Here is a 23,198-nt window from a genome sequence, read left to right on the forward strand (position 1 = left end):
CGTCTTGCTGCGCGCGTCGTTGACAAGTTCGCGCCCTGGCTACGAGGTTGTATGCACCCGGAACATCACGATTTATCCACCGCCGTGTATTTGCCCGTCACGGACGAGACCTGCGCGAGCCTGTTGCAGCCCGAGGGCTCAAAAAACCTCGACGAGCTGACGGATGCGCAACTGGCCGCCGTGCTGGTCATCCAGAATCTGGCTCAGGCCACCGAAAAGGATCTCACCGCCGCAGCGGCGGAGAAGGTGCTGGCGCGCCTGATCGCCTGGGCGGTCGATGGCGGGGCAGGGCTGCTGTCCGAGTCGCAACGGCTGTTTGACCCGCGCCAGTTGTACTTCGGTCTGAATGCCATCAGGGGATTGAACCTGCGATTGCTGTTGGCCGAAGAGGTGGCGGCGCAGGATTACCTGCTGCCCGATGGCAAGTGGGATGACGAGTTCAAGACGCGCCACCACTCAATCAACAATCCGTTCAGCCAGCAGATGATCAGCCCGGCACACCGCGAGCGCTGGCTCAGCGCCGCGCAGGACAAACTGGTCAGAACCTTCCGCGCCAACCTCGATGAAGACCTGCACGTGCAAGGCTACGCCGGGATCGGCAAGAGCCATCTGGTCGGCGCATTGACCGAGTGCCTGCGCCCGGAGAAAACCCTGTTGCTGGCACGCACCCCGGAAAAACTTGCGACCCTGTGCCAGCGCATGGGCGTAGCCAGTGAGCGCAAGCCCGGCATCACCTTTGAGGCGTTCGCGCGCGGGCTGATTTATGGGCGCAAGCCACAGCCGGCAAGCGCCGCCGGCCGAGTCGCGAGCAAACAGAGTCTGGCGCAGGAGTTGAACATCCTCGGTTTTCGCGAGCATGACGCGCAACGAACCCTGAACGTCTGCCTGGAAACCCTCGAGCGCTATTGCCACTCCCGGGACTACAGCCTGTCGGCGCATCATCTGCCGTATTTCAAACTGTCCTTGTCCGGTCTTGAGTCCAAGGTGCTGCTGGAATATTCGAGCCGCGTCTGGACTTACCTCGAGGCCAACCCGGTGTGGGGCCGGCAGAGTGGCTTCGAAGCGTTGTTGCTGATCAAACGGGCAAGCCTCGCCGGCTGCGTGGTGCCGCCGCGTTATACCCACGTGCTGATCGACGAGAGTCAGGACATTCCCGCTTCGCTGCTGCAGATCATCGAGCGCGGCCAACAGGTGCTGATCACGCTGGGCGATGAGTACCAGCACGCCGAGCGCGATCTGGTGAAAAGAAAGCGTGAAGTGCGCCAGAGCGATATCACCTACTCGGTGCGTTCGGGACGCAATGTCGAGCGTCTGGTCAATCCGCTGATTTCCCGCCACTCGGAAAAGAGCAAGGTGCCCTTTGAAGGCGCGCGTGAAGCGGACGTCGGCATCGAGTTTTATCCGCAGGGCTTTGTCCCGCCGGAAGGTTGCGTGGTACTGACGGCGTCACCGTGGGACACGATGAAGTGGGCCATGCAGCTGCACGATGCCAATTGCCTGTTCTGCTTTGCCGACATGAAAGCGCAGCGCGATCTCGAACACTTCATGACCAGCGCCATCGAGTTGTTCAAGGTCGATTACTACAGTTCCACGCACAGCGAGAAGGGTCCGCATCGCTATTTCAGCGACTTGCCCACGTGGCAGTTGGTACGCGATGCCAATCAGTTCGACGAAGCGTTTCTTTGGGTCGAGGCCGAGCTGGAAAAAGGCTTCAAGGTCGCTGACCTGACCCGGCTCAACCGGATGATCGGCGGCCCCGGCAAAAGCTGCCTGCTGATGCAGGCGCACGAGGCGGGCGGCATGGAGTTCGACCGCGTTCTGCTGACCCCCGAGCTGCTGACCAACGTGCAGTTCAAGGACGCCTACGCGTTCGATCAGCGGATCTGCGCCGTGTACATCGCCATCTCCCGCGCCCGGCAGCAGCTTTATCTGCCGTACGACGTGGTCGAGTGGATCGAATTCCACGACTACCAGAAATTCCGCGAATCGCACGGCTACTGATTGCCCCCCCTTGGAGGAGTGAGCCTGCTCGCGATTGCTTCGGTTCAGTCAACATCGATGCCGACTGACATGACACTATCGCGAACAGGCTCACTCCTACAGGGCGTTATGGGGTGTCGCAGTCCCGATCCCGAGCCGAAATTTTCCCGCCAACAACAGCTTGGCCAGATTAGACGAGCACACCGGATGCAATTTTGCCCCTGCTCCGCTAGCATTAGCCGCTTCAGCTTCCTTCGTTGCGACGGTTTTCGATGAGTTATCAGGTTCTTGCACGTAAATGGCGTCCGCGCTCGTTCCGCGAAATGGTCGGCCAGACCCATGTGCTCAAGGCTCTGATCAATGCCTTGGACAGCCAGCGGCTGCACCATGCGTACCTGTTCACCGGTACGCGCGGGGTCGGTAAGACCACCATTGCGCGGATCATTGCCAAATGCCTGAACTGTGAGACAGGTATCACGTCCAGCCCCTGCGGCGAGTGTTCGGTGTGCCGTGAAATCGACGAAGGGCGCTTTGTCGACCTGATCGAGATCGACGCCGCGAGCCGGACCAAGGTCGAGGACACCCGCGAGCTGCTCGACAACGTGCAGTACGCGCCGAGCCGCGGGCGCTTCAAGGTCTATCTGATCGACGAAGTGCACATGCTCTCCAGCCATTCCTTCAATGCGCTGCTGAAAACCCTCGAAGAGCCGCCGCCGTACGTCAAGTTCATCCTGGCGACCACCGACCCGCAGAAACTTCCGGCAACGATTTTGTCGCGTTGCCTGCAGTTTTCCCTGAAGAACATGACGCCCGAACGCGTGGTCGAGCATCTGACCCACGTCCTCGGCGCCGAAAACGTGCCGTTCGAAGACGACGCGCTGTGGTTGCTGGGTCGCGCTGCTGACGGTTCGATGCGTGACGCCATGAGCCTGACCGACCAGGCCATCGCCTTCGGTGAAGGCAAGGTGCTGGCCGCCGATGTGCGGGCGATGCTCGGCACGCTGGATCACGGTCAGGTTTTCGACGTGTTGCACGCACTGATCGAAGGCGATGCCAAGGCGTTGCTTGAAGCCGTGCGCCATCTGGCCGAGCAAGGCCCGGACTGGAACGGCGTGCTCTCGGAAATTCTCAACGTGCTGCACCGTGTCGCCATCGCCCAGGCATTGCCGGAAGGTGTCGATAACGGTCATGGCGACCGTGACCGCGTATTGGCGCTGGCGCAGGCGCTGCCGGCCGAAGACGTGCAGTTCTATTACCAGATGGGCCTGATCGGTCGCCGCGACTTGCCGCTGGCGCCGGATCCCCGTGGTGGTTTCGAAATGGTCCTGCTGCGGATGCTGGCCTTCCGGCCCGCGGACATGGCGGACGCCCCGAGGCAACCGCTAAAGCCAGTGGGGATCAGCCAGGCCACAGTTGATTCCGCAAACGCAGTGGCTGCCGCGCCCAAGCCTGCGCCGGTAGTCGCTGCGGCTGTTGCGCCGGCACCGGTTGTTGCTCCAGCGCCAGCCCCGGCTCCTGAGCCCGCGCCTGTGGTGGCCGCTGCACCCGCGCCAGAGCCAGAAGCAGAGCCTGAGCCAGTCGTCGCCGAAGCGGTGGTCGACCTGCCGTGGAACGATCCGGTCGAACCCGAGCCAGAACCCGAGCCGGTGCAGCAACCAGCCGTCGAGCCGGTGCTGGAAACCGCCAGCGAGCAGCCCGAGCTGCCGCCGATGCCGCTGCCGACCCCGGACAGCGTGGTGCCGGATGCGCCGGAGTGGGCGGCCGCGCCGATTCCCGAGCCGTCGGTCGCCGACGTCGATGCCGCCACCCCGGGTATGGACCTCGACGACGAGCCGCCGCTGGACGAAGACTACATCGAGCCGGACATGGATTCGGCCTACAGCTACCTCGACGATCTGGCCAGCGAACACACCGCCGAGCCGGCCCCGGAACCCGAGCCGGAGCCTGCCGCCGCGCCGGCCACCGGTCTGGCGTTGCAATGGCTGGAGCTGTTCCCGCAACTGCCAATCTCCGGCATGACCGGCAGCATCGCCGCCAACTGCACGCTGATCGCGGTCGATGGCGACCATTGGCTGATGCACCTGGACCCGGCGCACAGCGCGCTGTTCAACGCCACGCAGCAGCGGCGCCTGAACGATGCGTTGAACCAGTTTCACGGTCGCACGCTGACCCTGACCATCGAGCTGATCAAACCCGAACAGGAAACCCCGGCGCAGGCCGCGTCCCGTCGCCGGGCCAACCGTCAGCGCGAGGCGGAGGAATCGATCCACGGTGATCCGTTCATCCAGCAAATGGTTCAGCAGTTCGGTGCGGTGGTGCGACACGATACTATTGAACCTGTCGATGCCTTGGTCGCCCAAGGCTAATAACTGAGGGCGTTCGGCGTTATGCGCCGGGCGCTGTTTTGATCCAAGTACTTTTGAGGTGATTCCCATGATGAAAGGTGGCATGGCCGGCCTGATGAAGCAGGCGCAGCAGATGCAGGAAAAAATGGCCAAGATGCAGGAAGAACTGGCCAACGCCGAAGTCACCGGCAAGGCCGGTGGCGATATGGTCACCGTGGTAATGACCGGTCGTCACGACGTGAAAAGCGTCAGCATCGACCCTAGCCTGGTTGAAGGCCTGAGCGAAGACGACAAGGAAATGCTCGAAGCCGTGGTCGCCGCCGCCGTCAACGACGCCGTGCGCAAGATCGAAGCCAACAGCCAGGAAAAAATGGGCAGCATGACCGCCGGCATGAACCTGCCAGCGGGTATGAAACTGCCATTCTGATTCGCCTTTGCGGGTTGGATGAGCTACACAAAATGCCAGGCATTGCGCCTGGCATTTTTGTTTCCGTTCCTCGGGCGTTCCGTATTCATTTGTGGCGAGGGAGCTTGCTCCCGCTCGGCGACGAAGTCGTCGTAAACCCTGAAAACCCCGTATACCTGAAAGAAAGCAGGTGGAGCGCTTCGCACTCCAGCGGGAGCAAGCTCCCTCGCCACAGGAGTCGAGTAGAAACATCGAACGCTGTGATGTCACCAAGGTCTGCTCCCTATACCCCTGAATTCCCCATTCACAGGAGACGCTGACATGTCCGACCCTCTGACCCTCAATCAACGCTTCGTCCTCGCCTCGCGTCCGGTGGGCGCGCCGACCCCGGAAAACTTCCGTCTGGAGCGCGAAGCGTTGCCGGATCTCGAAGACGGCCAGGTACTGCTCAAGACCCTGTACCTGTCGCTGGACCCTTACATGCGCGGACGCATGAGTGACGCACCGTCCTACGCCGCGCCGGTACAAATCGGCGAAGTGATGACCGGCGGGGCTGTCAGCCGAGTCGAGAATTCCCGTCATCCGAAATTCCACCAAGGCGATCTGGTGGTCGGCCTCACCGGCTGGCAGAGCCACAGCATCAGCGACGGCCGTAACATCATGCCAATCCCGTCCGGCCTGCCGAGTCCGTCGATGGCCCTCGGTGTGCTGGGCATGCCGGGGATGACCGCGTACATGGGGCTGATCGACATCGGTCAGCCGAAAGAAGGCGAGACCCTGGTGGTGGCTGCAGCGTCCGGTGCGGTCGGTTCAGTGGTCGGTCAGGTGGCGAAGATCAAGGGCCTGCGCGCCGTGGGTGTGGCCGGTGGAGCCGACAAATGCAAATACGTGGTCGAGGAGTTGGGTTTTGATGCCTGCATCGATCACAAGGCGCCGGACTTTGCCGAACAACTGGCCAAGGCTTGCCCGAAAGGCATCGACATCTATTACGAGAACGTCGGCGGGCATGTGTTCGATGCCGTGGTGCCGCTGCTCAACCCCAAGGCGCGGATCCCGCTGTGCGGGCTGATCGCCGGTTACAACGCCACTGAGGTGCCGCAAGGCCCGGATCGTCTGCCAATGCTGCAGCGTACGTTGCTGACCAAGCGTGTGCGGATTCAGGGCTTCATCGTGTTTGATGACTACGGCGACCGTCAGCCGGAATTCATCAGCCACATGGTGCCGTGGGTGCGCGACGGCAAGGTCAAATTCCGCGAAGACGTGGTGGAAGGTCTGGAGCAGGCACCCGAGGCGTTCATCGGTCTGCTGGAGGGACGCAACTTCGGCAAACTGGTAGTGAAGGTTGCCCAGGACTGAGCATTTGACGCTGGCCAGAGGCGCGGGTATAAACCGCGTCTCGTTGTTTTGTCGGACTTTTTACCCATGAGCTTCAGCCCTTTGATTCGCCAACTGATCGACGCCCTGCGCACTTTGCCGGGCGTGGGTCAGAAAACCGCCCAGCGCATGGCGTTGCAGTTGCTCGAGCGTGATCGCAGCGGCGGCACGCGCCTGGCCCAGGCCTTGAGCCAGGCCATGGAAGGGGTGGGTCACTGCCGCCAGTGCCGCACGCTGACCGAAGACGATCTGTGCCCGCAATGCGCCGACACGCGCCGCGACGACACGCTGCTGTGCGTGGTGGAAGGGCCGATGGACGTGTATGCAGTGGAGCAGACCGGTTTCCGTGGGCGTTACTTCGTGCTCAAAGGCCACCTGTCGCCGCTCGACGGTCTGGGGCCGGAGGCCATCGGTATTCCGCAGTTGATGGCGCGCATTGAAGAGGCGGGCACCTTTACCGAAGTCATCCTTGCCACCAACCCGACGGTGGAAGGTGAGGCGACTGCGCATTACATCGCCCAACTTCTGGCCAACAAAGGCCTGATCGCCTCGCGGATTGCTCACGGTGTGCCGCTGGGTGGAGAGCTGGAGCTGGTGGATGGCGGGACGCTGGCGCATTCGTTTGCCGGGCGTAAACCGATTTCCCTCTGACAGGTGTAGTGCCTGATCTGGCCCCATCGCTGGCAAGCCAGCTCCCACAGTGATTTCGGTCGTTCACAATGTTGTGCACACCAAATAAACCTGTGGGAGCTGGCTTGCCAGCGATGGGCGCACCTCGATTTGGCTGATTCACACAATTGAGTTGAAAACCAAGCAAGCGCTCGGTTAACGTCGGCCAACCCTTCGATGGAGTTCGCCGATGCCTGCCTTCCAGGAATACTTCGACCCCAGCCACCAAATGGTCCGCGACAGCGTCAGACGTTTCGTCGAGCGCGAGATCCTGCCGGACATCAACGCGTGGGAAGAGGCCGAAAGCTTTCCCCGTGAGCTGTACCTGAAGGCCGGGGCGGCGGGGATTCTTGGCATTGGCTATCCGGAAGCGCTGGGTGGCAGCCACGAAGGTGATGTGTTCGCCAAAGTCGCCGCCAGCGAGGAACTGATGCGCTGCGGTTCCGGTGGTTTGGTCGCAGGCCTCGGTTCGCTGGATATCGGCCTGCCACCGATCGTCAAATGGGCCCGGCCCGAGGTGCGCGAGCGCGTCGTGCCGCAAGTGCTCAGCGGCGAGAAGATCTGCGCGTTGGCAATTACCGAACCCGGCGGCGGTTCCGACGTCGCCAACCTGCAAACCCGCGCTGTGCGTGACGGCGAGTTCTACCGGGTCAGCGGCAGTAAAACTTTCATCACCAGCGGCGTACGTGCCGATTTCTACACCGTCGCGGTGCGCACCGGAGCGCCGGGTTTCGGCGGCATCAGTCTGCTGTTGATCGAGAAGGGTACGCCCGGCTTCACCGTAGGCCGCCAGTTGAAGAAAATGGGCTGGTGGGCCTCGGACACCGCTGAACTGTTCTTCGACGATTGCAGGGTGCCTGTGGGCAATCTGATCGGCGCGGAGAACATGGGCTTCGCCTGCATCATGGGCAATTTCCAGAGCGAACGGCTGGCGCTGGCGCTGATGGCCAACATGACTTCACAACTGGCCCTCGAAGAAGCTCTGAAGTGGGCGCGTGAGCGCGAAGCGTTCGGCAAACCAATCGGCAAGTTTCAGGTGATCAAGCATCGGTTGGCGGAGATGGCCACAGCGCTGGAAGTATCGCGCGAGTTCACCTACCGCCAGGCGGCGAAAATGGCGGCGGGGCAGAGCGTGATCAAGGAGATTTCCATGGCCAAGAACTTCGCCACGGACACCTCGGACCGGATCACCAGTGAAGCGGTGCAGATTCTTGGCGGCCTGGGTTACATGCGCGAAAGCCTGGTGGAGCGGCTGTATCGGGATAACCGCATTCTGTCGATTGGCGGCGGAACGCGGGAGGTGATGAACGAGATCATCAGCAAGCAGATGGGGCTTTAATTCATTGGTGATGCAGCTGACGGCATCGCTGGCAAGCCAGCTCCCACAGGCTTTTTGGGGGGTACACAATATTTGTGAACGACCGAAATCACTGTGGGAGCTGGCTTGCCAGCGATGGCGCCAGTGAATGCGACGCTTACTTATCCGTCAGAGCAAACTGCGTCAGACAGAAAGTAGGAATCCCCATGTCCTCAAGACGCTGCGAACCCCCCAGCTCCGGCAGATCAATGATCGCCGCCGCCTCATGCACCCGCGCGCCCATGCGGCGGATCAGGTTGGCCGCGGCGATCAGCGTGCCACCGGTGGCGATCAGGTCATCGAACATCACCACCGAGTCGCCTTCACACAGGCTGTCGGCGTGCACTTCGAGGAACGCTTCGCCGTACTCGGTCGCGTAACCTTCGGCCAGCACGTCCGCGGGCAGTTTGCCTTGCTTGCGGAACAGCACCAGCGGCTTGTTCAGTTGGTAGGCCAGCACCGAACCGATCAGGAAACCGCGCGCATCCATCGCGCCGATGTGGGTGAAGTCGGCTTCCACATAACGGTGGGCGAAGCTGTCCATCACCAGGCGCAGGGCCTTGGGCGACTGGAACAGCGGGGTGATGTCGCGAAAGATCACGCCCGGTTTCGGGAAGTCGATCACGGGGCGGATCAGGGATTTGATGTCGAAGGAGTCGAAGACCATCGTCGAGGTGTCCTGGCAGGGCTGCAAACGGCGCAGTATACCCGCGGCTGAAACGCTTCGCTCAACCGCGGATCGAGATCAGCCTTCGAGCGAACCGCCGGCCAGGGCGCAGAGCTGAATCGGGTCGAGGATGTGAATCTCCTTGCCCTCGGCGGCGATCAGTTCGTTCTGCTGGAAGCGGGTGAACACCCGCGACACGGTTTCCACCGCCAGGCCCAGATAATTGCCGATTTCATTGCGCGACATGCTCAGGCGGAACTGGTTGGCCGAGAACCCGCGAGCCCGGAAGCGGGCCGACAGGTTGACCAGGAACGTGGCGATGCGCTCGTCGGCGGTTTTCTTCGACAGCAACAGCATCATTTGCTGGTCGTCGCGGATCTCGCGGCTCATCACCCGCATCAACTGACGGCGCAGCTGCGGCAGTTGCAAGGCCAGTTCGTCGAGGCGTTCGAAAGGTATTTCACAGACCGAGGTGGTTTCCAGGGCCTGAGCCGACACCGGGTGTTTCTCGGTGTCCATGCCGGACAGGCCGACCAGTTCGCTCGGCAGGTGGAAGCCAGTGAGTTGTTCTTCGCCGCTGTCGCTCAGGCTGAAGGTCTTGAGGGCGCCGGAGCGTACTGCATAGACGGAATCGAAGGTGTCGCCCTGGCGGAACAGGAACTCACCCTTTTTCAACGGGCGGCCACGTTTAACGATTTCGTCCAGCGCATCCATGTCTTCCAGATTCAGAGAAAGTGGCAGGCAGAGAGGGGCCAGGCTGCAATCCTTGCAATGGGCCTGGTTGTGAGCGCGCAGTTTGACTGGCTCGGACATTTCTTAAATCCTTGTGGGAAAACACACATAAGCCGTAAGGGTAACCCACGGGAGGACGTTCAGGCCAGCCTGTGGCGAGTTTGTCCCACGGGCGTAAAGCCGTAGGGCAAGTGGCCGATAAACAGGTATCAACACGCATGCAAGGAACCTCTCGATGGCCGCCATTGACACGCTGAATCCCGGTAACAACGGCGTTGCGTCTGTGCCGAGCACCGCCAGGACAGGGACCGACAGCGAGCAGAATCCCGCCTCTGCGCCGTTGGCAACCCCGACCTTGGTCGAGGGCGTCAAAGTGTCGCTGTCCGGCGCCTCCATCGAAAAATCCTACAGCGCCGGGGGCGAGAACGCCGACATCGAAGACAGCGGCTTGCCCGAGAACGTCCAGCAGTTGCTGAAGATGATCCGCAAACTGCAAAAAGAGATTGCCGAGAAGAAAGCCCGGATGGCCGCTGTCATGTCTGACAAAACCATGACCAACGAAGCCAAGGTCAACATGCTCGCCGCGCTGCGCGGTGCCATCGCCGCACTGAATACCGGGCTGATCAGCGCCAATCTGGCCCTGTCCAAAGTCATGGACCAGTCGGGCCTCAGCGCCGAGCAAAACCTCAAACTCGGCTCACTGCTGACGAAAAACTAGATCACCCGCGAAAAGCGCTGGCGGTTCTGCTGTTCCAGATACGCGTCGAACACCATGCATACCGAGCGCACCAGCAGGCGTCCGGCTGGCAGCACTTCGATGCGCTCGCGCTCCAGACTGATCAGCCCATCGTTGGCCATGCCTTGCAGTTGCGGCCACAGCGCGCCGAAATAACCCTGAAAATCGATGTTGAACGCTTGCTCGATCTCGGCGAATTCCAGGCTGAAATTGCAGATCAACTGCTGGATCACCGCGCGGCGCAGGCGATCGTCGGCATTGCACACCAGGCCCCGGCTGGTCGCCAGTTGCGCGGCGGCGAGGGTGTTCTGGTACTGGTTCAGGTCGCTGTTGTTCTGGCAGTAGAGATCGCCGATCTGGCTGATCGCCGACACTCCCAGGCCAATCAGATCGCAATGTCCGTGGGTGGTGTAGCCCTGAAAGTTGCGCTGCAGGGTCTGTTCTTCCTGAGCAATCGCCAGCTCATCGTCGGGCAGGGCGAAGTGATCCATGCCGATGTAGCGGTAGCCGGCGGCGGTCAGTTGTTCGATGGTGCGCTGCAGCATTTCGAGTTTTTGCGCAGGGCTCGGCAGCTCGTGGCTGTTGATCCGCCGCTGCGGCATGAAACGCTCCGGCAGGTGTGCATAGTTGAACACCGAGAGCCGGTCCGGTTGCAGGCTGATGACTTCGTCGACGGTGCGCGCAAAGTTCTCCGGGGTCTGCTTCGGCAGGCCATAGATCAGATCAATGTTGATCGAGCGAAATTGCAGGGTGCGCGCCGCATCGATCACTGCGCGGGTTTCTTCCAGGCTCTGCAGGCGATTGACCGCCCGTTGCACCGCCGGATCGAGGTCTTGCAGGCCGATGCTGACCCGGTTGAAGCCGAGTTCGCGCAGCAGGCCCATGGTCGACCAGTCGGCCTCGCGCGGGTCGATCTCGATGCCGTAGTCGCCGGAATCGTCATCCAGCAGATTGAAGTGTTTGCGCAGGTGCGCCATCAGCTGCCGCAGTTCGTCGTGGCTGAGAAAGGTCGGGGTGCCGCCGCCGAAGTGCAACTGCTCGACTTTCTGCGTCGATTCCAGATGGCAGGCGATCAACTGGATTTCCTGCTCCAGCCGTTGCAGATACGGCTGTGCACGCCCGCGATCCTTGGTGATGACCTTGTTGCAGGCGCAGTAGTAACAAATGTTCGCGCAGAACGGCACGTGCACATACAGCGACAACGGGCGCTGCGCCTTGCGGCTGTCGCGCAGGGCATGGAACAGGTCGAAGGTGCCGACCTGACTGTTGAATTGCACGGCCGTCGGGTACGAGGTATAGCGTGGCCCCGCCAGGTCGTAGCGGCGGATCAGATCAGTGTCCCAACGAATGGCGTCGAGCATGCGGGCATTCCCCCGGATAGGCTGGCAGTGTGGCGAGTCTATCGGGGTGCGACGACGGGGCTGTTGATTTGCATCAACGGCGGATTGGTAGTGATTGTTTTTGTGGCGAGGGAGCTTGCTCCCGCTGGACTGCGCAGCAGGCCCCTGGTTTTGCTGTCAAATCGGGAGGGGGCGCTTCGCACCCCAGCGGGAGCAAGCTCCCTCGCCACAGTTTTAGTGACCCATCAACCAATGTTGGTGAGGGCCAGGAAGGGTCCAGATCCCGAATAGAATCACCAGCAACCCCCCAGCCATGCGCACGCTGCGTTTGCGCAGCAACGCCGTGACCCGCTCGGCCGCCAGCCCGGTCGCCAGCAGCACCGGCCACGTCCCCAACCCGAACGCCAGCATCAACAACGCACTGTCCAGCGCATTGCCCTGGCTCGCCGACCACAGCAGCGTGCTGTAAACCAGTCCGCACGGCAGCCAGCCCCACAGCGCGCCGAGCAATAACGCACGGGGCAGACTCGATACCGGCAGCAGACGATTGGCCACCGGCTGAATGTAACGCCACAGTCCGCGACCGAGGCTTTCGATGCGGGTCAATCCGCTCCACCAACCGGCCAGATACAGGCCCATGGCGATCAGCAGCAATCCGGCGAGGATGCGCATGACCATCGCCGCCGGGCTGTTCGCTACCGCCCAGCCGGCGAGGCCGATCAGCAAACCGGCGGTCGCGTAACTGAGGATCCGACCGAGGTTGTACGCCAGCAACAGACGAAAGCGTCGGCTGCGCTGCTCCTTGGGAATCGCCAGGGTCAGTGCGCCCATCAGGCCGCCGCACATGCCCAGGCAATGCCCGCCCCCGAGCAGGCCGAGGATCAGCGCGGAAACCAAAAGCGGCGCCAGCTCAAGCATGGGGTGGCGCCTTGTCCTGCGGTTTGTCGGCTTTGGCTTCGTCCACGGCGGCGGTGTGGTTCGGGTCCTGATCATCGAACAGGATGCTGTGGGCCGGGCCGTCGAGGTCGTCGTACTGCCCGCTGTCCACCGCCCAGAAGAAAATGTACACGGCGATGGCCACGATCAGCAGGGCGGCCGGGATCATCACGTAAAGAGCTGGCATCGGTACTCCAGGCCCGTGCGGCTCAGGCCGGCAGCGGGCGGGTTTCTGAACGGGTGCCGGCAACCGGCGCGCTCGGCAGGCGAGCCAGACGCAGGGCGTTGAGCACCACGGTCAACGAACTGATCGACATGCCGACTGCAGCCCACACCGGGGTGATCCAGCCGAGGGCGGCGAACGGCAACATGAGGCCATTGTACAGCGCCGCCCACAGCAGGTTCTCGATGATTACCCGACGGGTGCGCCGCGCCAGTGTGAACGCCTGCACCAGCGCGTCGAGGCGGTTGGACAGCAGCACCGCGTCGGCACTGGTTTTCGCCAGATCAGTGGCCGAGCCCATGGCCACGCTGATGTCGGCAGCGGCCAGCACCGGTACGTCGTTCACCCCATCGCCGAGCATCAGCACTTTGCGCCCTTGTGCGTGCAGTTGTTGCAACACTTGCAGTTTGTCATCCGGGCGCAGACCGCCACGGGCCTCGTCGATGCCCAGTTCCGCAGCGACGCTGGTGACCATCGGCGAGCTGTCGCCAGACAGCAGCAGCGTGCGCCAGCCACGGGCCTTGCAGGCGGCGAGCAGGGCAGGCGCATCGTCGCGCAGGCGGTCGTCGAGAACGAACCACGCCAGCGGCCCTTGATCGTCCCCCAACAGCAGCCATTGGCCCGGCTCATCCGGCATCGCCGGCGATGGTGAACCGCTGAGGGCGCAGACAAATTCTGCCTGACCAATGCGCAAACGCTGTGTGCCAACCAGCCCTTCGAGGCCGAGTCCCGGCGTGCTGTGCACCTCTTCAGCCGCCAGCGGCGCACGGCCAAAGGCGCGGGCAATCGGATGTTCCGAACGGTTTTCCAGAGCGGCGGCGAGGCTCAGGCATTGATCGCTGTTGAGCGCACCCAGCGGGCGAATCGAACGCAAAACCAGCCGCCCCTCGGTGAGCGTGCCGGTCTTGTCGAAGATCACCGTGTCGATCTGGTTCAGGCCTTCCAGCACATGGCCGCGCGTCAGCAACAGACCGAGTTTGTGCAGGGTGCCAGTGGCGGCGGTCAACGCCGTCGGGGTTGCCAGCGACAGCGCGCAAGGGCAAGTCGCGACCAGCATCGCCAGCACGATCCAGAACGCCCGCGACGCATCCAGCTGCCACCACAACAGGCCGATGGCCGCCGCGGCAATCAGCGACAACAGCAAGAACCACTGCGCAGCGCGGTCGGCGATTTCCGCCAATCGCGGCTTCTCGGCCTGGGCGCGATCGAGCAGACGGACGATGGCCGATAGCCGCGTATCCTGACCCAGCGCAAGTACCTCGACGGTGAGCGCGCCCTCGACATTCAGCGTGCCAGCAGTGACCGCATCGCCCAGCGTGCGCGGTTGCGGCAGGTATTCGCCGGTCAGCAGCGATTCGTCGATGCTCGACTGGCCGTCGAGGATCTTGCCATCCGCCGGCAGGATCGAACCCGGTTGCACCATTACCCGATCGCCCAGACGCAGTTCGCTGAGCAGGATGCGTTCACTCTGGCCTGTGTTGTCGAGGCGCAGGCACGAGGCCGGCAGCAGATTGACCAGTTGTGCCGTCGCGGCGGCGGTGCGTTCGCGGGCCCGGCGTTCCAGATAGCGTCCGGCAAGGAGGAACAGCGCGAACATCCCGACCGCATCGAAATACAGCTCGCCGACCCCGGTGATCGAGGTCCAGATCCCGGCGATGTAGGCGCTGCCAATCGCCAGTGACACCGAGACGTCCATGGTCAGATGGCGGGTGCGCAAGTCGCGCATGGCGCCCTTGAAGAACGGCGCGCAGCTGTAGAACACGATGGGCGTGGTGAGGAACAGCGCAACCCAGCGCAGGATCGTGTGCAGCTCGGGGCTGAGGTCGATATTGAATTCCGGCCACGTGGCCATCGTCGCCATCATCGCCTGGAACCACAACAGCCCGGCGACGCCGAGTTGGCGCAGGGCCAGACGGTTTTCGCTGGCCAGTTGTTCGCTGGCGCGGTCGGCCTGATACGGGTGGGCGGCGTAACCGATGTGGCGCAGCTCCGCGAGGATCTGGCTCAGTGGCAATTGTGCGTCGGCCCATTGCACGTGCAGGCGATGGTTGGACAGATTGAGCCGCGCTTCGGCCACTGCCGGCAGGGTGCGCAGGTGTTTTTCGATCAGCCAGCCGCAAGCGGCGCAACTGATGCCTTCCATCAACAGGGTGGTTTCGGCGAGTTCGCCCTCGTGACGGACGAAGGGTTGTTGCACGTCGGCGCGGTCGTACAGCGCCAGTTCATCGGTCAATTGCACCGGCAAGGCTTCGGGGTTGGCCGAGGCTTCGCTGCGATGCTGGTAATAACTTTCCAGACCACCAGCCACGATGGCTTCGGCCACGGCCTGGCAGCCGGGGCAGCAGAACTCGCGGGCCTCCCCGAGCACAACGGCGGTGAAGCGACTGCCCGACGGAACGGGCAGGGCGCAGTGGTAGCAGGGAAGTGGGGTGGTCATTTGTGATGCCGTACAAATCTATTGTGGCGAGGGAGCTTGCTCCCGCTCGGCTGCGAAGCAGTCGTATGGCAGCGAACTCATTCTGCCTGAATGAACCGGGAAGCTGGTTATAGGGGCGCTTCGCACCCCAGCGGGAGCAAGCTCCCTCGCCACAGTGCAGCTTTTTATTTATCCAGGTCTTCGGCGCCCTGCAGCGGTTCATCACCGAGCAGCAGATCCTTGTCGTGGCTGACCTGTTCTTCTTCGAACATGCGCCACACGTGGTCGTCCTGAGTGCCCAGCAATTCGACAAAACGTCGGCCTTCAACCTTGTCGCCCAACTGGCCGATGTAACGACCGGCCTCGGTTTCGCTGCGGGTCAGGACGATCTTGCGATCCTTCTCCGGCTGGGTCGGCGAGATCAGGTTCAGTTCCAGGGTTTTCGGCTGGCTGGCACCGCTCAGGCGCAGGTCGACTTCGCCAGTGAGCTCATCCAGATGGACGTTGGCGCGCATCTTCAGATCCTGCGCCAGCAGTTCACGGTCCAGCGAGCGATTGATGCCTTTGCCGGCCTCGTAGTAGTTGTCGTTGACCAGGTTGTCCGGGTTGTTCACCGCGATGGTCACCATCGACAGGGTCAAGGTCACCGAACAGGCCAGAATCCCGATGATGATCCATGGCCAAAGGTGCTTGTACCAAGGACTGGCGGCGTTTGCTGCAGGCATGTTCAGTTCTCTCAACGGGTTTGTGGGCCGATGAATCGGCTCTTGGCTTCAACGTGGACACTGTCGTCGTCGGCGTCCTTGAGGATGAATTTCACCTCGTTGGTGCTCGACGGCAATTGTTCCGGTGCGCTCGACAACTCCACCGGCATGCTGAAGATTTCGCCGGCCGGGACCTTGATCTCGCGTTTGCCTTGCAAACGCAGATCCGGCAGGCCGGCGGCTTCCAGCACGTAGGTGTGGTCGCGCTGATCCTTGTTCATGATCTTCAGGCTGTAGACGTTTTCGATCCGGCCTTCGGCGTTCTCGCGGTACAGCACGCGGTCCTTGCTGACGTCGAAGCCGACCAGCGAGCGCATGAAGAACGCCGTCACCAGCAGACTGATCATCGCCAGCAGCACCACCGCATAGCCGATCAGGCGTGGTCGCAGTTTATGGGTTTTCTGGCCGGACAGGTTGTGTTCGGTGGTGTAGCTGATGAGGCCGCGCGGGTAGTCCATCTTGTCCATGATCGCGTCACAGGCGTCGATGCACGCCGCGCAACCGATGCACTCGATCTGCAGACCGTCACGGATGTCGATGCCGGTCGGGCACACCTGAACGCACATCGTGCAGTCGATGCAATCGCCCAGACCCATGGCCTTGTAGTCGACGCCTTTCTTGCGCGGGCCGCGGGCTTCGCCGCGCCGCGGGTCGTAGGAAACGATCAGAGTGTCCTTGTCGAACATCACGCTCTGGAAACGTGCGTACGGGCACATGTAGATGCACACCTGCTCGCGCAGCCAGCCGGCGTTGCCGTAGGTGGCGAGGGTGAAGAAACCGACCCAGAAGTACGACCAGCCATCGGCCTGGCCAGTGAAGAACTCGAACACCAGTTCGCGGATTGGCGAGAAGTAACCGACGAAGGTCATGCCGGTGACGAAACCGATCAATAGCCACAGCGAATGTTTGGCGAGTTTGCGCAGGAACTTGTTGCCGCTCATCGGCGCTTTATCGAGCTTGATACGCTGGTTGCGGTCGCCTTCGGTGACTTTCTCGCACCACATGAAAATCCACGTCCACACGCTTTGCGGACAGGTGTAGCCGCACCAGACGCGGCCGGCGTAAACGGTGATGAAGAACAGGCCGAACGCGGCAATGATCAGCAGCCCCGACAGCAGAATGAAGTCCTGCGGCCAGAAGGTCGCACCGAAGATGAAGAACTTGCGTTCCGGCAGGTTCCACCACACCGCCTGATGCCCGCCCCAGTTCAGCCACACCGTACCGAAATACAACAGAAACAGCGCGGCGCCGCCGATCATCCGCAGATTGCGGAACAGGCCGGTGAAGGCACGGGTGTAGATTTTTTCTCGAGAGGCGTAAAGGTCGACGCTGTTGTTCGCGTTTTTGCTCGGTGGTGTGACGTCGTGTACCGGAATCTGGTTACTCATCATTGCATCCCACGGCAGTGGACAAATGCCTCGGTCGATACGTGCCGACCGCGGTCAGAAAGGGGGGTCGCAGTGGCGCAATGATACGCCTGTCGCTCTGGCTCAAGGGTGCGACCTTTGGTCGCGTTGGGGAAAAAGCGTTATTGGTGTAGCGAATGCAGCAAAGCCTGATGCAGATCAATTGACTTGTTGAGTATGGACGGTTTTGGGGGGGCGGCTAATTCATTGTTCCCACGGGTTGATCAGGGTGACGCCGCTCGAGCGGAAATCACCGACATTGCGAGTGACCACTGTGAGTCCATGCACCAGGGCCGTGGCAGCTATCAATGCATCGCTTTCATTGGCCTGGTCGGGTACATGCAGGCTGGCACAACGCAGTGCCACCGCGGCATCGACCGGCAGGATTCGGGCTTCGAATGCCGGAATGACGTGACGCGTCAGCCAACTGCGCAACAGCTTTCCTTGAGCAGGATCACGCCGTTCCATTCGCAGTACTCCGGTTTCCAGTTCTTTCAAAGTAATAGCGGAAATGTACAGGCGCGGGGCGATGACGCCTTTGGCCCAACTGACCACATTGGCATCGGCTTGCGGCTTGCGAAGTTCGGAAATCACATTGGTGTCGAGTAAGTACATCAGGACAGATCCACGGGACGATGAATGATGACTGCGCGCTCGGTTTCGAAATCGATGTCGGCAGCCTCCGGCATGACCAACAAATCGACAATGCTCGTGTTTGCGCCGCTCAGTTTCTGATATTCCTCAATGCTCAACAGGACATGAGAGGCCTTGCCACGGTCGGTGATGATCACTGGACCCAGACGGGCAGCCTTTTTGGCGCTGCTGGTGTCCTGATTGAATTCACGGCTGGAGATGGTGGTGATTGCCATCATGGTTGACCTCTCGCAATACAGATGTAGCAACGTTACTACTTCGCTTTGGGGGCGGCAATCAAGGAAGACAGGACTCAGCCGTCCGTTGGTCGGTCCGTGGCTGGCATCAGTCGAGCCAGCCTCGCACAAGGCGCAGGCCGGCTCGGGTTGATTCAGGCGTGGCTTCAAGACTCAGGGAAGTCTGCCGCCGCCCAGGCTCTCGAGACTGCCGGTATTTCTGTGGGGCTTTGTGGTGCTTCTGGAGTCGGGTTGCAACGGATTACCCAGTGTCACGGCAATCGATTCCACGGGGTGGTTCGATGGATCGATTGCCTGATCGTTGTCTGTGAGTTTCTGATCAACCGGCAGAGGGTCTGTGCTGTCATTCAACATAGCGGCTTCATCCTTGAAGTGGCTCCGATGAGGGTCAACGGGCTGTGGACGACCCTACAGAGCATAGCGAATCGAGTCCATCAGGCATGTGTCTCAAAGTATTAATTTCGAAGGCGATTTTAATATTTCAGAAATATGATTAGTTAATTAGTGGCTTTTGTTTTCCTGTTTTTTTCGAATAGCTTAGTGGCTGTTCTGCAGCGTGTTGGTTGCATGTTCATGTTTTGAAATTTAACGGAATAATGGAGTGTTATGAAAATCAAGGAAGTTAAAAAGCTTTTCGCTTGTCTGTGTCTGATGTCCCTGACTTCTCTCGCCAGTGCCAATGAAGGTATGCCGCAGCACATGGTATTTGCATCAGACCCGCAATACCCGTGGACAGAAAAGTCGGACAGTGGCGAGGATGAGTCGAGCGCGGATTTCGAAAAGCGCGCGAAATGGCTGGTGGAAACCCAGTTCGCGAGCATTGCCCAGTTTCGCAGCGAGATGGGCGGGCAGGGCGCCGTGCCCCTGATGATCAACGGCGACATGACCGCGTTCGGCCATGGCTGGCAGCGCTCCTATGTCGGTTCGATGCTGAAAAAACACTTTGGCGATCACGTGCTCTACGGATTGGGCAATCACGACTACCAGAACAACGTGAATGACTGTTTCAGTGAAAGTTGCGCAGCGGGCAGTATTGTTGATTACCGTGATCATCATGTCGGTAAAGTCGATGAATTTGATCTGGAAGTCACTGGCAGTTTTGTGAATAAACACTATCTGGGTAGTCTTGCTTATTCAAAGAATATTGGTGAAGTGCATCTGGTGCAGTTGAACAATGAACCCACTTATGCGGTGAAGATTTCTCACGCGTTGAATCCGACCACATTCGATATCACGGCGTCGCTGGACTGGCTGGAAAATGATTTGCGAATAGCGCGAGCGCAGGGCTACGCGATCATTATCAACATGCACAAGCCCTATGAGTGGAAAGGCAGTTGGGATCAAGAGAAGCGCTTTCGCGAAATGATTGAAAAGTATCAGGTGACGGCGATGTTCGCCGGCCACTTCCACGACGAGGGTGGTAGCCAGACCTATATGGGGAGCGTGCCGATGTTTCTCAGCGGTTCAGCTTCTCAGCAGACGTACCTGACCGCCACGTTTTCCAAGGATCGCAAGCAATTGGAGGTGAGTCTGGTCGAGGACAATCAGTGGCGCAAACGTACGCCGGTGGCCATCGTGCCGGTGAAGTCGATCCGGGCCAGTAACCCATAAAAAAATCCCCCGCCAGAGCACTGGCGGGGGATTCTTCATTACATCAAGCCCTGGCCTTACTGCGCCTCGGCTTCCGGCGCTTTTTCACCGTGGGACAGGCTGTACACGTAGGCTGCCAGCAGGTGCACCTTGTCGTTGCCTTGCAGTTGTTCCTGCGCAGGCATCTGGCCCTGACGGCCGTAACGGATGGTCTGCTGCAGTTGCGCGAAGCTCGAACCGTAGATGAACGCGGCCGGGTGGGTCAGGTTGGGTGCGCCCATGGCTGGGGTGCCTTTGCCTTCCGGACCGTGGCAGGCCACGCAGTTGGCGGCGAACAGTTTCTGGCCGTTGGCCGGGTCCGCCTTGGTGCCTTCCGGCAGTTTGCGGCCATCGAGCTGGGTCACCACGAAGGCGGCGACGTCGGCTACGCCTTGTTCGCCGATGACTTCGGCCCAGGCCGGCATCACTGCGTGACGACCGCCCATGATGGTGGTCTTGATGGTTTCCGGCTCGCCGCCCCAGCGCCAGTCGGCGTCGGTCAGGTTCGGGAAACCATAGGCGCCCTTGGCGTCGGAACCGTGGCACACCGAGCAGTTGGAGGCGAACAGGCGGCCACCCATTTTCAGTGCTTGCGGATCCTTGGCGACTTCCTCGATCGGCATCGCCGCGAACTTGGCAAAGATCGGACCGAATTTGGCGTCCGAGCGGGCCATTTCCTTTTCCCACTCGTGCACGCCGGTCCAGCCGGTCTGGCCGTTGGCGAACGCGGTCTGCTTGTCGTTATCAAGGTAGTTGTAGCCCGGCAGCAGGCCTTTCCAGTTGCCCAGGCCCGGGTACAGCACCAGATAACCCAAGGCAAACACGATGGTGCCCACGAACAACATGAACCACCATTTCGGCAGCGGGTTGTCGTACTCCTCGATCCCGTCGAAGGAGTGGCCCACGGTCTCTTCCGTCTGCTCGCTGCGCTGGCCCTTGCGGGTCGACAGCAACAGCCAGGTCAGGGAAAAGATCGTACCGAGACTGAGGACTGTGACGTACAGACTCCAGAATGTAGTCATTCTTTGTTACTCCTAGAAGCTTGCTCGACGTGCTTGATGGCTTCGGGATCATCCGCAAAAGGCAGCAAGGTTGCGTCTTCAAACTCCGACTTGCGCTTGGGGCTGAACACCCACAACGCCAAACCGATGAAGGCCACCATCACGACAACGGTGCCCAGGCCGCGAATCATCCCGATATCCATAAAGAATCACCGTTTGCTTTTGATGATGGTGCCCAGGCCCTGAAGGTAGGCCACCAGCGCGTCCATTTCGGTTTTGCCCTTCACGGCATCTTTTGCACCGGCGATGTCTTCGTCGGTGTAAGGGACGCCGAGCGTGCGCAACACTTCCATTTTCTTGGCCGTGTCTTTGCCGTCGAGCTTGTTTTCCACGAGGAACGGGTAAGCCGGCATTTTCGACTCAGGCACCACGTTGCGCGGGTTGTACAGGTGCGCACGTTGCCAGTCATCGGAGTAACGACCGCCCACGCGAGCCAGATCCGGGCCGGTACGTTTGGAACCCCACAGGAACGGGTGATCCCAGACGCTTTCACCGGCAACCGAGTAATGGCCGTAGCGTTCGGTTTCAGCGCGGAACGGCCGGATCATCTGCGAGTGGCAGCCGACACAACCGTTGGCGATATAGACGTCGCGGCCTTCCAGTTCCAGTGCCGAACGCGGCTTCATGCCTTCGACCGGCTTGTTGGTGACGTCCTGGAAGAACAGCGGAACGATCTGGGTCAGGCCGCCAATGCTGACGGCGATGACCATGAAGAAGGCCAGCAGGCCAATATTCTTCTCGACAGCTTCATGCTTCATCAGTGAGCTCCAACAACAGCGATCTGGGCGGCGGCTTCGGCTTCCGCCGCGTTCGAGGCGCGCACGGTGCGCCAGACGTTGTAAGCCATCAGGAACATGCCGCTGGCGAAGAATGCACCGCCCAGGGCACGGACGATGTAGCCCGGGTGACTGGCCTGCAGCGCTTCGACGAACGAGTAGGTAAGGGTGCCGTCATCGTTGATTGCACGCCACATCAGGCCCTGAGTGATGCCGTTGACCCACATCGAGGCGATGTACAGCACGGTGCCGATGGTTGCGAGCCAGAAGTGCGCGTTGATCAGGCCGACACTGTGCATCTGCGCACGACCGAACAGTTTCGGGATCATGTGGTAGATCGCGCCGATCGAGATCATCGCCACCCAGCCCAGAGCGCCGGCGTGTACGTGGCCGATGGTCCAGTCGGTGTAGTGCGAGAGCGAGTTGACGGTCTTGATCGCCATCATCGGCCCTTCGAAGGTCGACATGCCGTAGAACGCCAGCGACACCACGAGGAAGCGCAGGATCGGGTCGGTGCGCAGCTTATGCCAGGCGCCCGAGAGGGTCATCATGCCGTTGATCATGCCGCCCCAGCTTGGCGCCAGCAGGATGATCGACATCGCCATGCCCAGCGATTGTGCCCAGTCCGGCAGTGCGGTGTAGTGCAGGTGGTGCGGGCCGGCCCAGATGTACAGGGTGATCAGTGCCCAGAAGTGCACGATCGACAGGCGATAGGAGTAGATCGGACGTTCGGCCTGTTTCGGCACGAAGTAGTACATCATCCCGAGGAAGCCGGTGGTCAGGAAGAAGCCCACGGCGTTGTGGCCGTACCACCACTGGATCATCGCGTCGGTTGCGCCCGAGTAGGCGGAATAGGACTTGAAGAAACTCACCGGCAGGGAGGCGTGGTTGACGATGTGCAGCATCGCGGTCACGACGATGAACGCGCCGTAGAACCAGTTACCGACATAGATGTGCTTGGTCTTGCGCTTGGTGATGGTGCCGAAGAACACCAGCCCGTAGGAGACCCAGACAATGGCCAGCAGAATGGCGAGCGGCCATTCCAGTTCGGCGTATTCCTTGGTGGTGGTGTAACCCAGCGGCAAGGTAATGATTGCGCCGACGATGACCGCCTGCCAGCCCCAGAAGGTGAAGGCGGCGAGGCTGTCGGAGATCAGTCGCGTCTGGCAGGTTCGCTGCACGACATAGTAGGAAGTGGCAAACAGTGCACAACCACCGAAGGCGAAAATCACCAGGTTTGTGTGCAACGGGCGCAGGCGTCCAAAGCTCGTCCACGGCAGACCGAAGTTCAACTCCGGCCAGACCAGTTGCGAGGCGATGAAGACACCGAGCCCCATGCCAAGGATCCCCCAGACCACCGTCATGATGGCGAACTGGCGGACTACCTTATAGTTATAAGCAGTCGGACTGATTGCTGTGCTCATTCTAAGGTTCCACGGTTTGGGTGTTTTATTAGGATTAAAATCGGCCGCAAGTATGCAGAGAGCAGGG

Annotated in this window: 22 protein-coding genes; 8 read left to right on the forward strand and 14 right to left on the reverse strand. The window is 60.9% G+C overall.

Annotated elements, in window-relative coordinates; translation table 11 throughout:
* Positions 1 to 51 precede the first annotated feature (51 nt).
* From ABV589_RS24255 to ABV589_RS24280, 6 genes are all read left to right on the forward strand, one after another.
* The gene (locus tag ABV589_RS24255; protein WP_367083976.1) at positions 52 to 2,001 is read left to right on the forward strand and encodes a hypothetical protein; all 1,950 of its coding nucleotides are present in this window, start codon (positions 52 to 54) and stop codon (positions 1,999 to 2,001) included.
* A gap of 251 nt (positions 2,002 to 2,252) precedes the next feature.
* Complete coding sequence (gene dnaX, locus ABV589_RS24260; protein ID WP_367083977.1) at positions 2,253 to 4,346, forward strand: DNA polymerase III subunit gamma/tau; 2,094 nt, start codon at positions 2,253 to 2,255, stop codon at positions 4,344 to 4,346.
* Between the two features lie 67 nt (positions 4,347 to 4,413).
* The gene (locus ABV589_RS24265) at positions 4,414 to 4,752 is read left to right on the forward strand and encodes a YbaB/EbfC family nucleoid-associated protein (protein WP_003223337.1); all 339 of its coding nucleotides are present in this window, start codon (positions 4,414 to 4,416) and stop codon (positions 4,750 to 4,752) included.
* A 300-nt stretch (positions 4,753 to 5,052) separates the two neighbouring features.
* Positions 5,053 to 6,087 (forward strand): NADP-dependent oxidoreductase, encoded by a 1,035-nt coding sequence (locus tag ABV589_RS24270; protein ID WP_135295317.1) that lies wholly within the window; start codon positions 5,053 to 5,055, stop codon positions 6,085 to 6,087.
* 66 nt (positions 6,088 to 6,153) lie between these two features.
* Positions 6,154 to 6,756, forward strand: coding sequence for a recombination mediator RecR (gene recR, locus ABV589_RS24275; RefSeq protein WP_007965550.1), 603 nt, complete (start codon positions 6,154 to 6,156; stop codon positions 6,754 to 6,756).
* Between the two features lie 208 nt (positions 6,757 to 6,964).
* Positions 6,965 to 8,113 (forward strand): acyl-CoA dehydrogenase family protein, encoded by a 1,149-nt coding sequence (locus tag ABV589_RS24280; RefSeq protein WP_367083978.1) that lies wholly within the window; start codon positions 6,965 to 6,967, stop codon positions 8,111 to 8,113.
* A 136-nt stretch (positions 8,114 to 8,249) separates the two neighbouring features.
* On the opposite strand, the gene ABV589_RS24285 is transcribed toward ABV589_RS24280, so the two are convergent.
* The gene (locus tag ABV589_RS24285) at positions 8,250 to 8,798 is read right to left on the reverse strand and encodes an adenine phosphoribosyltransferase (RefSeq protein WP_003223345.1); all 549 of its coding nucleotides are present in this window, start codon (positions 8,796 to 8,798) and stop codon (positions 8,250 to 8,252) included.
* A 78-nt stretch (positions 8,799 to 8,876) separates the two neighbouring features.
* Positions 8,877 to 9,611 carry a fumarate/nitrate reduction transcriptional regulator Fnr gene (gene fnr, locus ABV589_RS24290; RefSeq protein WP_003223347.1) on the reverse strand — a complete coding sequence of 245 codons (735 nt, stop codon included), beginning with the start codon at positions 9,609 to 9,611 and terminating at the stop codon, positions 8,877 to 8,879.
* A gap of 154 nt (positions 9,612 to 9,765) precedes the next feature.
* Between fnr and ABV589_RS24295 the strand changes: the two genes are divergently transcribed.
* Positions 9,766 to 10,248: a hypothetical protein gene (locus tag ABV589_RS24295; RefSeq protein ID WP_367083979.1), complete on the forward strand. Its 483-nt coding sequence runs from the start codon at positions 9,766 to 9,768 to the stop codon at positions 10,246 to 10,248.
* Here the strand turns inward: ABV589_RS24295 and hemN are convergent.
* The 8 genes from hemN to ABV589_RS24335 all read right to left on the reverse strand — a co-directional run bounded on the left by hemN (position 10,245) and on the right by ABV589_RS24335 (position 18,220).
* The gene (gene hemN / locus ABV589_RS24300) at positions 10,245 to 11,627 is read right to left on the reverse strand and encodes an oxygen-independent coproporphyrinogen III oxidase (RefSeq protein ID WP_367083980.1); all 1,383 of its coding nucleotides are present in this window, start codon (positions 11,625 to 11,627) and stop codon (positions 10,245 to 10,247) included. The two genes, ABV589_RS24295 and hemN, sit on opposite strands and share 4 nt — an antisense overlap.
* 213 nt (positions 11,628 to 11,840) lie before the next feature.
* Positions 11,841 to 12,524: a sulfite exporter TauE/SafE family protein gene (locus ABV589_RS24305; protein WP_027613258.1), complete on the reverse strand. Its 684-nt coding sequence runs from the start codon at positions 12,522 to 12,524 to the stop codon at positions 11,841 to 11,843.
* Positions 12,517 to 12,729 carry a cbb3-type cytochrome oxidase assembly protein CcoS gene (ccoS, locus tag ABV589_RS24310; RefSeq protein ID WP_007965536.1) on the reverse strand — a complete coding sequence of 71 codons (213 nt, stop codon included), beginning with the start codon at positions 12,727 to 12,729 and terminating at the stop codon, positions 12,517 to 12,519. The genes ABV589_RS24305 and ccoS overlap by 8 nt, the downstream gene beginning before the upstream one ends.
* A 22-nt stretch (positions 12,730 to 12,751) precedes the next feature.
* Complete coding sequence (locus ABV589_RS24315) at positions 12,752 to 15,202, reverse strand: heavy metal translocating P-type ATPase (RefSeq protein WP_367083981.1); 2,451 nt, start codon at positions 15,200 to 15,202, stop codon at positions 12,752 to 12,754.
* Positions 15,203 to 15,366: 164 nt separating this feature from the next.
* Positions 15,367 to 15,906: a FixH family protein gene (locus tag ABV589_RS24320; protein WP_367083982.1), complete on the reverse strand. Its 540-nt coding sequence runs from the start codon at positions 15,904 to 15,906 to the stop codon at positions 15,367 to 15,369.
* A gap of 11 nt (positions 15,907 to 15,917) precedes the next feature.
* Positions 15,918 to 17,333, reverse strand: coding sequence for a cytochrome c oxidase accessory protein CcoG (gene ccoG, locus ABV589_RS24325; RefSeq protein ID WP_367083983.1), 1,416 nt, complete (start codon positions 17,331 to 17,333; stop codon positions 15,918 to 15,920).
* A gap of 222 nt (positions 17,334 to 17,555) precedes the next feature.
* Complete coding sequence (locus ABV589_RS24330; RefSeq protein ID WP_367083984.1) at positions 17,556 to 17,966, reverse strand: type II toxin-antitoxin system VapC family toxin; 411 nt, start codon at positions 17,964 to 17,966, stop codon at positions 17,556 to 17,558.
* The gene (locus ABV589_RS24335; RefSeq protein ID WP_047599120.1) at positions 17,966 to 18,220 is read right to left on the reverse strand and encodes a type II toxin-antitoxin system Phd/YefM family antitoxin; all 255 of its coding nucleotides are present in this window, start codon (positions 18,218 to 18,220) and stop codon (positions 17,966 to 17,968) included. The genes ABV589_RS24330 and ABV589_RS24335 overlap by 1 nt, the downstream gene beginning before the upstream one ends.
* Positions 18,221 to 18,847: 627 nt before the next feature.
* Here ABV589_RS24335 and ABV589_RS24340 point away from each other — a divergent pair.
* On the forward strand, positions 18,848 to 19,852 hold the full coding sequence (locus ABV589_RS24340; protein WP_367083985.1) for a metallophosphoesterase: 1,005 nt from the start codon (positions 18,848 to 18,850) through the stop codon (positions 19,850 to 19,852).
* A gap of 56 nt (positions 19,853 to 19,908) precedes the next feature.
* On the opposite strand, the gene ccoP is transcribed toward ABV589_RS24340, so the two are convergent.
* Genes ccoP through ccoN form a run of 4 tightly spaced genes read right to left on the reverse strand, consistent with a single transcriptional unit; the run spans position 19,909 to position 23,131 of the window.
* Positions 19,909 to 20,892, reverse strand: a complete 984-nt coding sequence (gene ccoP, locus ABV589_RS24345) for a cytochrome-c oxidase, cbb3-type subunit III (protein ID WP_202369687.1) — start codon at positions 20,890 to 20,892, stop codon at positions 19,909 to 19,911.
* Positions 20,889 to 21,074 carry a CcoQ/FixQ family Cbb3-type cytochrome c oxidase assembly chaperone gene (locus tag ABV589_RS24350; protein ID WP_003175465.1) on the reverse strand — a complete coding sequence of 62 codons (186 nt, stop codon included), beginning with the start codon at positions 21,072 to 21,074 and terminating at the stop codon, positions 20,889 to 20,891. The genes ccoP and ABV589_RS24350 overlap by 4 nt, the downstream gene beginning before the upstream one ends.
* A gap of 6 nt (positions 21,075 to 21,080) precedes the next feature.
* On the reverse strand, positions 21,081 to 21,689 hold the full coding sequence (gene ccoO / locus ABV589_RS24355; RefSeq protein WP_024164411.1) for a cytochrome-c oxidase, cbb3-type subunit II: 609 nt from the start codon (positions 21,687 to 21,689) through the stop codon (positions 21,081 to 21,083).
* Positions 21,689 to 23,131, reverse strand: coding sequence for a cytochrome-c oxidase, cbb3-type subunit I (ccoN, locus tag ABV589_RS24360; RefSeq protein WP_007969186.1), 1,443 nt, complete (start codon positions 23,129 to 23,131; stop codon positions 21,689 to 21,691). Before ccoN ends, ccoO begins: the two co-directional genes overlap by 1 nt.
* Between the last annotated feature and the right edge of the window lie 67 nt (positions 23,132 to 23,198).

Origin of the sequence: Pseudomonas sp. HOU2 (assembly GCF_040729435.1) — a bacterium.
Lineage (GTDB): Bacteria > Pseudomonadota > Gammaproteobacteria > Pseudomonadales > Pseudomonadaceae > Aquipseudomonas.